We start from the raw sequence: 11,762 nt of genomic DNA, 5'->3' as shown, positions 1-11,762 counted from the left end.
ACGACCCCAAGCCCTTCATCTGGACCAAGACAGCCCAAGAGATCCTCGACTCCCTCGCCCGCTTCTGCCGACGGATCTCCGGCGCAGGACACTAGCAGACCTCCGCCTTGACCGCCGTCGCGTCGGCCGAGCACACGCCACTCGCAGCCGGGTGACGTCGGTGACCAGGGCCTTGCTGACATGTCTCATTCACGGGCCCCAACATCCTGTCTCAGGATCTTGGCCCTTTACCCATCCCCACGGACTCCACTAATAGGACGCCTGGTTCCGTCCTACAGCAGGAGTTCCGCGAGGGTGCGCAATGGGTCGATAGCGGGAGACGATCAGCAGATCGGTTGCGCCGCTGGCCTGCCAGGCGTCCAGGCTGTCGGCGATCCTTTCCCGTGGGCCGATGAGTGAGGTCTCGTCGACGAAGGCGTCGGGCATCGCGGCGACTGCTTCCTCCTCGTGGCCCTCCCGGTACAGCCGCTCGATCCGCTCCACCTCCCCCTCGAAGCCCATACGAGCCATCTGGGCCGCATGGAAGGTCCGTTTTCCCCCCGAGGCACCGATATAGCGGGTGAGTGTCGGCTTGAGGCGGGCGAGCCCCTGTTCGACGTCGTCGCAGACGTGGGCATGTACCACCGGGGCGAACCGGAAGCCGTCTGGCGCGTCGGCCATCGCTTCTCTGCGGACCTCGGGTCGGAATGGCGACCAGTGCATGGGGGTCCGGCTGTTTGCGATCTGTGTAGTCAGGGCGGCGTTTTTCGGGCCGAGCGCGGCGAGGTAGATCGGTACATCGGCGCGGAGCGGCTGGGCGACGGTCTGTATCGGCTCGCCGTCCCCGATGGCGTCGGGGCCGGTGTAGGGGTGTGAGTAGTACTCCCCGGTGAACGTCACCGGCTTTTCCCTGTGCAGGGCTGCCCGCACGATCGTCACATACTCACGAGTCGCGGTGAGCGGGCTTCGGGGGAACGGTCGCCCGTACCAGCCTTCCACCGCGTACGGGCGAGACAGGCCGAGGCCCAAGATCAGCCGGCCACCGCAGAGGCGGTCCAGGAGCAGGGCGTGCATCGCCGTGACGGTCGGGGTGCGGGCGGTCATATGGGCGACAGCCGTACCCAATGAGATACGGGAGGTGTGGGCGGCGATCCAGGCCAGCGGGGTGAAGGCATCCGATCCCCAACAGGTGGGGCCCCAGCTGTCGGAGGTCCACACCGAGTCATAGCCGAGCCCCTCGGCTTCTCTCGCCAGGTTGGCGAAGTCGACAGGAGACGCGTCTCCTACGTAGCCGAGTATGAGACCGAGGCGCATGGCACTCCTTCCACAGCGAAAGCGTCTCGGGAGTGTGTCGCATGGCTACCTGCGACACAACGGCACCTACGCGCCGGTGACCGGATCCCGCCTTGCGAAGTTCGATCGGGCGCCGGAGCGGAACGATGCCGGGTCCTGCGTTGCTGCGGCCTCCTGCTGCTCGGCTTGCGCCTCAGGGAGATCCACAGTTTCGCCGGGATCAGCCTGTCGGCATGTCCCTGTGCGGAAAGTGCAGCGGCGTGGAGTCAGATTGGGATGGTGGTCACGTGAGGTGGTGGGGGCGCCCCAAGTGAGGAGGACAGAGCCGTTACCTCCGGATCAGCCGTCGGTGCCAGCCCGTCTGCCTCGGCCGTCTATTCCGATGTCCTCGGGCAGGTATTCGCTGTGGGCGCAGTGCGCGGTGCTCCGTTGCCGCCCTCGCCGACGCCTTCAGGGAGCGTGATGGAGAGGTTGTTGGCAGGGGGGGCCGCCCCTGCCCGCCGGTGCCTGCGGCTTCCTCCAGCGGATCAGTAATTGTCGAAGGACACTGCCTGCGGGGCGTTCACCCATCCGCTTTGGTTCCTCTGCGCCATACCGCGCACTCGCTGGGACTTGCCGGTGCAGTCCTCCTTCTCCCAGACGATCAGTGTGACCCTGGTCTGGTTCCTCACCCGGATGACCTCGTCCTTGACCGGGTCCTACTTCGCCGGGAACGGGATGCAGGTCTTGGCGGGCTTGTCGTTGTTGATCGAGCCGATCTGGTCGTTGCCCCACATCCCGAAGGTCTCGTAAACCATGTACCCCCTACCCGCTGACGGCAGGAGCGCCGGAGCCACACCCAGAAGGAGGAGGAAGGCAGACGGCAATGCCAGCAGTGGGAGGATGTGGCCGATGATCCGGGCGGCCGCCGACTTCGAAACCCCGAACAGCAAGGCCAGCTGGCGTATCGTCAAGTTGGTGCGTCAGTAGGCCGCGACCAGAAGAATGCGGTCCGCAAGCGGCAGCGGTGGGAGACCAGGTCGTGGAAGGTGCGGGCCAGGTCACAGACCCTGGCGATGTCCGGGCAGGCGAGCCGGACTTGAAGGAGCCGTTCTTCGTCCTTCGGGCGTAGGTCTTCCCGTCGGCACATGATCCACGAGGTGATTTTCCGAGGGCTGGGAACGTCGGCGCGGACGGGTTCGGCGGTGCCGTCACCAAGGGCGGCGAAGTGCTTGCGGATGGCTTGGACGCTGCCGCGGTAACCCTGCGCGCGGACCTCTGCAAGTACCTGAGGTGCAGTGATACTGCCGCCGGTGTTGGTGAACCGTGCGGTGGCGTATGCCTTGAACGGGGCGAGGGCGCCGCTGGGGCGGCGATCGCGGGCGGAGGCCAGGAGGATGTCGAGGTTGGTGTCGCGGAAGCGGCGCACGGTCTTTCGGTCCAGGTGGAGTCGGCGGGCGATGGCGCTGATGGTCCAGCCTGCTCTCACGAGTCGCTGGACGTCGGCGTGACGCTGACGGGTCCGCTCGATGATCTGGGTGCGGGGCAGCTCGGCGGGCGGCAACTCGGTGATCGTGACGAGCGCCGCGGCCGGCACCTCGGTCTCCTCCTCCGCGTGTTTCCGCAGGCAGGAACGGTGTTGATGGCATGTCTTCTCCACGGCCGCACCGAGGTTCTGCAGCAGGTGCCACCGGTCGGCGACCTCCAGAACGTCCGGCGCGGCCTCCTTGATCGCCTTGCTATAAGCGGTGGCACGGTCTCTGCAGATGACCTCGGCGCCGGGATGCGTGGTGAGCCAGGTGGCAAAGGTGTCCGCCTCGCGGTCGGGCAGGACGTCGAAGACACGGCCGGATTCGACGTCGACCAGCAGCGTGCCGTACCGCTTTCCCTTCCGGAACGCGAAGTCGTCGACACCCAGCACATGTGGCGCCCGCTCGGGGACGGCAGGCTCCGTGAGCAGGCCCAACAGCCGGGACCGTCCCGCCTTCAACTGCAGCCGTCGGCACAACCGTTGACCGGGGCGCCCACCGAGCTCGATAGAGACCGTGTGCTGCCACTGCTTCAGCCCGAGGCTGGGACGACGGTACTGCTCGCTGAGTTGGGCGACCTGTTCGACGAACGTCCGTCGCGGGCACCGGTCGCGGTCGCAGAAGAACCGCCGGACCCGTAACCGTATGGCCAGGCCCCGCCCGTTCACCGGCAGCCCGGCCAGCCCCCGTTCGTAGGAGGAATGCACCCTCGGCGCCCGCGATCGGCACCCCGGACACCGCGGTGGCGGACCGCATGCGACTGCCTCGACGACCAAACCCTCGGCGGACTCAGTGACGCGCGTCAACCGAACATCGAGACCGGAGAACAGAACATCAGCGGGCGATTCGACCCCCATGCGCAGGATGTCCCCCGGAGGAACGTTCCGGCGTGCCGCACCAAGTCCGGATGAGTAGTGACAAGCTGTCGGCGCCCTGGACGCGACGGCCTACCCCACACCTTCGTCCCGTCGCGCCAGCTACGCCAGGGCGTGAAGCCATCCAGGTGACGCGCCCTTAAGTGCCTGACGCTGTCGGGGATCTTGGAATGCGGAGTTGTCGAACGGGATCGGCAGGCCGAAGGGGCGGCCCGTCCTTCCTGGTCAGAGCAGTGGCGGGGTAGGGGGAAGGGCGGGCGGGAAGTTGCTGGCGGGACGGTGACGGTTAGACGAACGCATCGTTCGTGTCCCCTGTTGCCGGTGTGGTGGAAGTGGTCGGGGCGTCGATGGGGTTCACCCGTTCGTGGTGGCCGTGCCGGGAACCATGGGTTCGGCGAGTTGCGCGGGTGGGACGGTTGGCGCCTGCGACTTCGGAGGTCCGAGATGTGGGGGCGTTCGCGAGTAGCTGTGACCTGCGGCAAGTCGGAACTGTGGAGATCGCTTCCCACCCGGCGAGTGATCGTTCCCCGTTCGGATCGTCGATCAGCCCTGCCGGGGTGCCCGCACTGGTCGGGTGGCCAGGACATTCAGGGCGGGCGCACTATAAATCAGCCGGGTGGCGGACGTGAGGTGGCCGGGGAAGTAGAAGTGCTGGCGTAGGGACAGCTCACCGCCCACGATTTCGTCCTGCGGTTCGGCCACGGGTGTCTGGGGAGGGTTTCTGTCGATCTCGATTGCCAACGGCAACGGGGCACCGTCCGGACGGTGCCCCAACTGCCAGCCAGGTCCGACGAGTTCATGACCGCTGGCGGCATCGGCTCGGGCTTCCATCGCACTGATGACACCGTGCGGTCCCTGGACCGCGCCCACGTGCCAGACCGTGAGCCTCTTCCAACCTGAGGTTGATGCCCGCGAGTTGGACACCGCTGCACCACGACAAAGCTCCTGGTAGACGGGTTCTCGACCAAGATCACCCATGTCCGCCAGGAGCTTCACGTGCTTGTCTACCCGTCCTCGATCGATCTGTCGAGCCGCACCTTGCGGTTCCTGGCCGGACAACTGTCAGCCCGGCAGGCAGAGACCGGGACACGGTGGCGGCGCCTGTCGGCCGGGCGCCAGGCCCTCCTCGCGCTGGCTCACCTGCGGTGCGGTGATACCTACGCCCAACTCGCTGCAGGGTTCGGTATCGGGATCGCGACCGTGTTCCGCTATGCACGCGAAGCGGTCGACGTCCTGGCCGCTCTTGCGCCGTCCTCGTCCAGGTAGACCGACGTCACCATCACGCCCTCGGCCCCCTCGCCGGCCTCTGGGGGGACGGCGCACATCCGGACCTCCGAACCGCTCCCTGAACGGGCCTGCTTCCGGGCCAGCGTGGCAGCCAGGAGCGGTGCCGCATCGCACCTCACCACCCCGTACTCAGGATCGGCCTGGTCTCCTGGGCGGCCGTGGTGTCGGGCGAGGTGAAGACAATCCGTGCCCCGTATGCGTCGTGGCCGGGTTGTACGCCGAGCGAACGGGGCCTGGGGTACAACGGCATGGCGATCGCCCCGGTGCGCAGAGCGCCGAAGCAAAGGACCGCGAAGGTCGCGGAGTAGGGCAGCCGTAGTCCTACCCGGTCGCCGGGACGCACGCCGTGGGCGAGCAGCCCACCGGCGGCCCGAGCGCTCAACTCGTCCAGTTCAGCACAGGTCAGGGCTCTGTCCGTACCCCGCACCGCCAGGTGCTGCGGGTGCCGCCAGGCTGTCTCCACCAGGGTGGTGGCGAGGTTGCTCACGTCGATGTCCCTTCCCTTGCCGGGGGATGCCGGGATGCGCGCCGCCCCCTGCGTCCGGCGCTGGAACGACTCTGCCCTGCCCGGAGCGTTCCTCTGGCACTTTGCGGGCAAGATCGGTAGCCCCGGCGGAACAGATACGTATGGGCCGGAATCACCTACGTGCACGTACGGCCGGCGAGTCGGACGGTCGAACCGGCAGCCAGTTTGAGGGATAGTCAGTTCTGAGCAGGGTCTTTCCAAATGTCCGCGACTACGAACGCCTGCCCAACACCCTGAACTTCATCCGAGCTGGGTGAGCAGGACCTCCTCGATTCCGGGCCGGTGCCCGGCGGTGCCGCGATCGGTGGCGAGCCGTGCCGCCGCCCGTGCCGCGATGGCTTCGCCCTCAGGGGCATCGATGGTGTCGTCCTTGAGCGCGGCCAGGATCTCCCGCCATGCGGTCAACACCTCCTCCTCGGTCCGGGCGCAGGCCAGAGGACCGCCGCCTCGCCGGGACCGCCGCAAGACACGGTGCAGGCACGCTCGTGGGTGACGCGGAGGCAGGCTCGGGTGAGCATGGCGGCGTCCATGCCATAGTGGGGCCGGTCGAGGAAGAACCTCGGCTCGGACGCGTGGTGGGCGGCGGTGGTCGTCTCGTCGATCGGTGTTCTGGTGGCCGGGGCGGTGTCGTGCAGCGCGCGATGGCTGAGTGTGATGTCCCGGGTTCCGGGCGACGCGTCGTCGGTGCGGATCACGACGGCCGGGTCGTGATCGGCGCGGTCGACCACGTCGGTGTGCTGCGGCCAGAACATCACCTGGTCGCGGAAGTCGTCACCGACCTGGACGAGTGCCGTGTCGCTCGGCCTGGTCTCCTGGGCGGCCGTGGTGTCGGGCGAGGTGAAGACAATCCGTGCCCCGTATGCGTCGTGGCCGGGTTGTACGCCGAGCGAACGGGGCCTGGGGTACAACGGCATGGCGATCGCCCCGGTGCGCAGAGCGCCGAAGCAAAGGACCGCGAAGGTCGCGGAGTAGGGCAGCCGTAGTCCTACCCGGTCGCCGGGACGCACGCCGTGGGCGAGCAGCCCACCGGCGGCCCGAGCGCTCAACTCGTCCAGTTCAGCACAGGTCAGGGCTCTGTCCGTACCCCGCACCGCCAGGTGCTGCGGGTGCCGCCAGGCTGTCTCCACCAGGGTGGTGGCGAGGTTGCTCACGTCGATGTCCCTTCCCTTGCCGGGGGATGCCGGGATGCGCGCCGCCCCCTGCGTCCGGCGCTGGAACGACTCTGCCCTGCCCGGAGCGGTCCTCTGGCACTTTGCGGGCAAGATCGGTAGCCCCGGCGGAACAGATACGTATGGGCCGGAATCACCTACGTGCACGTACGGCCGGCGAGGAGGGCCCCTGCCTCTGCGGCCGGACGCGCGCCCACGGCGCTATGCGACCGGGTCCTGCCAACTCCGCTATCCGCAGGGACTGCAAGGAGCTGCGGCATCTGTTCTCGATACGCGCGGGGGCCGGTGAAATCGAACGCGGCACATGCCGTCCCCGGGTCGTGGGATTCTCTTGGTGACGCAGAGGGAGGGCATTGTGACGCAGTGGACATGGGCTCGGTCCGGTACACGGAATGAGACCACCGGATTCATTGGCCGGGCGGCCGAGCTGGAGGCCGTACGGAAGGCGGTGACACAGGCCCGTCTGGTCACGCTCACCGGCCCCGGTGGGGTCGGCAAGACCCGCGTCGCGGTGCGGGCGGCGCATCAGTCGTCGGTCGATTTCCCGGACGGCGTGAGCATCGCCGAGCTCAGCGGTCTGCGGGATGCGGAGTTCCTGCCCAACACGGTGGCCATCGCCGTCGGTCTGCCCGAGATCGCGTCACGAGCGCCGATGGACCAGCTCATCGACCATTTCGCGGACAGGCAGGCGCTGCTGGTGCTGGACACCTGCGAGCATCTCGTGGATGCGATGGCCGTGTTCGTCGACATCCTTCTGGGGCATTCCTCCAGGCTGGTGTTCCTGCTGACCAGCAGGCAGCCGGTGGCGCTGCCCGGCGAGTGCGTGCTGCCGATCGCGCCGATGCCCAGCCCGGAAGCGGACGCCGACGAGCACAGTAATGACGCCTTGGCCCTGTTCGTCTCCCGGGCCAAGGCGTCATTGCCGTCTTTCGAACTGACCACCGAGAACCGGTCCGAGGTCATCGCGCTCTGCCGCCGCCTGGACGGCATTCCGCTCGCCATCGAACTGGCCGCCGTGCGGTTGCGGACCATGCCCCTGGAGCAGATCCTGAGCCGGCTCGACGACCGCTTCCGGCTGCTGGCCGGCGTGCGAACGGCCCAGGCTCGCCACCACACCCTGCGCACCACCATCGAATGGAGCCACGGTCTGTGCTCATCGATGGAGCGGGAACTGTGGGCACGGCTCTCGGTCTTCGCTGGCGGCTTCACTCTGGCGGCCGTCGAACAAGTGGGCGTCGGTGGGGAGTTGGCGGACTGTGATGTGCTCGACCTGCTCGGGGCGCTGGTGGACAAGTCGGTGGTGCAGCGGGTCGAGGGCGACGTCGAGTACCGCTACCGGGTGCTGGACACGATCCGCGAGTACGGCGCCGAGCAACTCGAGAACAGCGGCCGTACCAAGGAGTACGCACGACGTCACCGGGACTTCTTCCTGCACATGGCCCAGCGGGCGGGCGAGGAGTGGATGGGCGACCAGCAGGTCGAGTGGGGCAACCGGCTCGCCGCCGACTTCGACAACTTCCGCCTCGCCCTGGAGTTTGCCGTCGCCCACCCCGGTGACCAGTCCGCGCTGCGGCTGGTGAACGGCCTGTGGGGACTGTGGCTGGGCAAGAGCCGGCTGACCGAGGCCCGGCGCTGGATCGACAAGGCCCTGACGGCCGAGCCGGAGCCGACCGTCGAACAAGGCATCGCCATGTACCACGGCGCCTACTACGGGCTGCTGCAGGCCGACCGGCAGGCGCAGGAGATGGTCCGGCGCTGCCGAGCTGTGGCCGAGTCCCTGGACGACGACTTCCTGCGCGCCCGCGCCCTGTACGTCGAGACCTACGAGATGCTCATGTGGAGCCGGGACATCGAGCGCACCCTGGCATCGTACGAGGAGTGCCGTGGGCTCCTCACGGCGTCGGGCGACCTGTTCCCCCTGGCGGCCGGCTACATCAACACCGCGGTGTTCCACGCCGCGCACGGCGACCCGTCAAGGGCCCTGCGGGAGGCGGATGAGTGCCTGCGGAACCTGTCCCACATCCCCCGTGAGCGCTGGGTGCGCAACTACATGACGGTCACCCAGGTGTTGGCGCTGTGGGCGGACGGCAAGCCGGATGAGAGCCGTGAGCTGGGACGCAAGGTGCTGCCCTCCGCCCTCGCCCAGGGGGAGACGATGAGTCTGGCCGCCACGGTGGAATTCCTGGCCTGGGGCGCCTGCAGCGCGGATGAACACGAGTACGCCGCGACACTGCTCGGCGGCGCCACGGCGCTGTGGCGCCAGGTTGGCGCCGTCCTGTGGGGCGTACGGGCACTGAACACACAGCGCACCGAGAGGGAGAACGCCCTGATGCTCAGCCTGGGGGCGGAACGCTTCACCCAGGCATACACATACGGAACGAAGCTGGCGATGTCGAACCTGGTCGACATCGCCTGCGGGAACGTGTGTGCCGCAGACGACACCCCGCAGCCACCCGCCGGCGACAGCAGCCCCCTGGGCCCGCTCACCCCGCGAGAGCGGGAGGTCGCCGGACTGGTCGGCGAGGGGCTCACCAACCGGCAGATCGCCGAGCGTCTCGTCATCTCCAAGCGCACCGCCGACACCCACGTCGAACACATCCTGAACAAGCTCGGCGTGACCTCCCGCACTCAGATCGCCGCGGCAGTCGCGCCCGACAAGCCGGTTCAGACATGACACCCAAGTACGGTGTGTCGCACCCTGCGAAGAGCGAGGTCATGGGAGCCGGTCCGAGCCGTCTCCAGAACCGGACTCCGCCACGGAGCACCTCCTTTGGGCGCGCGAATCATGCACCCAATGCACGACACTCCGCAAAGGACCAGGTCACGTCCTCATGAGGTAGATCGGTGGGCGTACCCCGCCTCTGCAGGTCTGCAGCGCCGCGCCGTTCATGCAGTAGATGCAATTCCCCGGGGTTGCGCTTCGACCTCCCACTGCACCGGGCGGGCAGGGGGCGAAGCCGTAGCGATCGGCGAAGACCAGACACCGTGGGTCGGCCCGGAACTCCTATCTCTGTCCCAGGTCTTACGCGTGTCGATTTCGGGTACGTCTCCGCTGCGCAGAGAGGACATCGGCGCACGTCTTGGGATGAGACAAGCTTCGCAGGATGAGACCGGCAAGTCGGGCCTCCCGGGCGGCCCATGGAGTGCCTCCGCACCTGTTGTCCCTCAAGTCACGCCCTGTCACAGGTGCATGTTGGAATCAAACAGGCTTCACGGATGAAAACGACCTCTAAGACGCCATTTCAGTTGGCGGGATCTCGCGGCAGTCTGGGGTGATGGCGGTGTCACTCCGGGACCGTCTGCCTGAGGCCCTCCGCGAGGGAGCTGACGGCCGGCCCGGTGCGTTTGCCGAGCTGGGCTACGGCCCCTTCCCGCTGCTCGCCTTCGCGAGTTCGCGAGAGATGGCGTGTTCATCCTGTCCGCGCACGGCCTGCTCCAGACTGTGGTCGTCGCGCTGCGAGAACCGCTCGCCCTTGGCGAAGTCGTCCTCGCTCAGCACCTGGCCGCACCACTCCCCTCGCCCCGCCACATGGTCGTCGAACGGCACGGCCGCGCCCTCGCCGAGGACAATCCACTGGTCGGCGTCCCAGCGCAGGGCGAGGACGTAGGTGTGACCGGTCTCCAGCCGGGGCGCCTCCGGGGCGGTGCCCTTGATCCGCTTGCCGTTGCGGTACACCGACCAGCCCGGGGCGGTCATGTCGAACTCGGTGCCCAGCTCATGCCGAGGGGTGGCAGCGGACCACAGCACCTTCTCCTTCCGGAACGTCACCGCCCGGTCGACCGTGTACCGCACCGCCCCCTTGGCGACGTCCTGCCTGTTGCTCTCCCGCTCGGAGGCCGGCACCGCCACCACCACGTGGTCCGCGCCCGCTTTCCAGTCCGCCGCGGTCTGGGAGGGGTAGGGGTCGTCGGCCGTACCGCAGCCCACCACAGTGCGCAGCCCCTCCCGGCCGAACAGCACACTCGCGGTGATACCGACCGCGGCCAACACAGCCACAGCGGGTCTGCCAGACAACAGGGGACGGACCGTGAACCTCAACTCAAGACTCCCGTTCTCGAACAGCATCGGGCCATTCAGTGCCTACACATGCATTGATCACTTTCCTCGCCGGTTGGTTCCGAGCGAGCTGCCACGAGGGGCGACCTGCGCAGACGAGGCAGCGCGGGGAAGCAGGAGGCGGGCGCCTGACGGCAGCGATCGGGCCCGACAAGGGCCTTGGCGAACAGCCCGTGTGCGAATCGCAGCAGGGGACGCCCTTTCAGTTGGTGAGTCTGCGGTGGCATATGAGGGTCGAAGCAATGGCTGTGAACGCGAGGAAGTGTTCCGGCACCCGCTCGTAGCGGCGATGAAGACGTCGGCAGCCTGACAACCAGGACACGGTTCGCTCTACGACCCAGCGGTGTCGTCCCAGTCGTTGCGATGACTCGATGCCCTTACGGGCGAGGCGGTGCCGAATGCCGCGGGAGGCCAGCCAGCGCCGCAGGTGCGGGTAGTCGTAGCCCTTGTCTCCGTGCAGCTTCCCGGGCCGGCGGCGTCGGGGGCCGCGACGTGAGCGGATGGGCGGGATTCCGCGGACCAGCGGAATGAGGGCCTGGCTGTCGTGGAGGTTCGCGGCGGAGATGCCGATGGACAGAGGCAGCCCGCTGCGGTCAACGATGAGGTGGATTTTCGATCCGCTCTTGCCGCGGTCGGTCGGATTCGGTCCCGTCAGCCGCCCCCTTTGAGGGCCCGGACGCTGACGGAGTCGATCGCGCATCGCGACCAGTCCAGCACGCCCTGAGCCCCGAGTTCGTCCAGGACCAAGCGATGAAGCTTGGCCCACACCCTGGCCTCGGTCCACACGGTGAACCGGCGAAAGGCCGTCACCCCCGACAGACCGAAGCCAGGCGGCAACTGATTCCAGGTGCACCCCGAGGTGGCCACGAAGGTGATCGCGGCCAGCACCTCGCGGTCTCCTCGGCGACGATGCCCTCCACCTTGCGGCCGTTCCGGGGCCGGCGGGACCACGCGCTGGAACAACTCCCACAGATCATCCGGCGCCATCCGTTCGACAAGCCCAGCAGCCATCACCCCAGACTGCCGCGAGATCCCGCCAACTGAAATGGCGTCTAACTGAGTGTTTGG

Annotated in this window: 6 protein-coding genes and 4 pseudogenes; 2 read left to right on the top strand and 8 right to left on the bottom strand. The window is 67.8% G+C overall.

All coding sequences use genetic code 11. The features are described 5' to 3' along the window. Nucleotides 1–272: 272 nt before the first annotated feature. The 3 pseudogenes from ACIGXX_RS41755 to ACIGXX_RS41745 form a co-directional block, all read right to left on the bottom strand. Nucleotides 273–1,293, bottom strand: a pseudogene (locus ACIGXX_RS41755) (LLM class flavin-dependent oxidoreductase). Nucleotides 1,294–2,135: 842 nt separating this feature from the next. Continuing rightward, nucleotides 2,136–2,294 (bottom strand): annotated as a pseudogene (locus tag ACIGXX_RS41750) (transposase family protein); the annotation flags it as partial. Nucleotides 2,295–2,329: 35 nt separating this feature from the next. After that, nucleotides 2,330–3,637, bottom strand: a pseudogene (locus ACIGXX_RS41745) (ISL3 family transposase); the annotation flags it as partial. A gap of 1,014 nt (nt 3,638–4,651) precedes the next feature. Here ACIGXX_RS41745 and ACIGXX_RS41740 point away from each other — a divergent pair. Continuing rightward, a pseudogene (locus tag ACIGXX_RS41740) lies at nt 4,652–4,909 on the top strand (transposase family protein); the annotation flags it as partial. 148 nt (nt 4,910–5,057) lie between these two features. Here the strand turns inward: ACIGXX_RS41740 and ACIGXX_RS41735 are convergent. The 3 genes from ACIGXX_RS41735 to ACIGXX_RS41725 form a co-directional block, all read right to left on the bottom strand. Next, nucleotides 5,058–5,429, bottom strand: coding sequence for an AMP-binding protein (locus ACIGXX_RS41735; RefSeq protein ID WP_399984132.1), 372 nt, complete (start codon nt 5,427–5,429; stop codon nt 5,058–5,060). Nucleotides 5,430–5,708: 279 nt separating this feature from the next. Beyond that, nucleotides 5,709–5,873, bottom strand: a complete 165-nt coding sequence (locus ACIGXX_RS41730; protein ID WP_399984129.1) for a hypothetical protein — start codon at nt 5,871–5,873, stop codon at nt 5,709–5,711. After that, nucleotides 5,870–6,619, bottom strand: coding sequence for an AMP-binding protein (locus ACIGXX_RS41725; RefSeq protein WP_399984126.1), 750 nt, complete (start codon nt 6,617–6,619; stop codon nt 5,870–5,872). The genes ACIGXX_RS41730 and ACIGXX_RS41725 overlap by 4 nt, the downstream gene beginning before the upstream one ends. A 466-nt stretch (nt 6,620–7,085) precedes the next feature. On the opposite strand from ACIGXX_RS41725, the gene ACIGXX_RS41720 reads away from it, so the two are divergent. Next, nucleotides 7,086–9,311: an ATP-binding protein gene (locus ACIGXX_RS41720; RefSeq protein ID WP_399984123.1), complete on the top strand. Its 2,226-nt coding sequence runs from the start codon at nt 7,086–7,088 to the stop codon at nt 9,309–9,311. 684 nt (nt 9,312–9,995) lie between these two features. Here ACIGXX_RS41720 and ACIGXX_RS41715 read toward each other — a convergent pair. Together ACIGXX_RS41715 and ACIGXX_RS41710 are read right to left on the bottom strand one after the other, a co-directional pair. Further along, complete coding sequence (locus ACIGXX_RS41715) at nt 9,996–10,634, bottom strand: hypothetical protein (RefSeq protein WP_399984120.1); 639 nt, start codon at nt 10,632–10,634, stop codon at nt 9,996–9,998. 262 nt (nt 10,635–10,896) lie between these two features. Further along, a protein-coding gene (locus ACIGXX_RS41710; protein ID WP_399984117.1) for an IS5 family transposase occupies nt 10,897–11,705 on the bottom strand; the annotation gives its coding sequence in 2 pieces (ribosomal slippage) (nt 10,897–11,355 and nt 11,358–11,705; 807 coding nt in all). Between the last annotated feature and the right edge of the window lie 57 nt (nt 11,706–11,762).

Origin of the sequence: Streptomyces sp. NPDC055243 (assembly GCF_044544025.1) — a bacterium.
Taxonomy (GTDB): Bacteria; Actinomycetota; Actinomycetes; order Streptomycetales; family Streptomycetaceae; genus Streptomyces.
The sequence above is the reverse complement of the archived record's forward strand: the minus strand, read 5'-3'. Positions and strand labels throughout refer to the sequence as shown.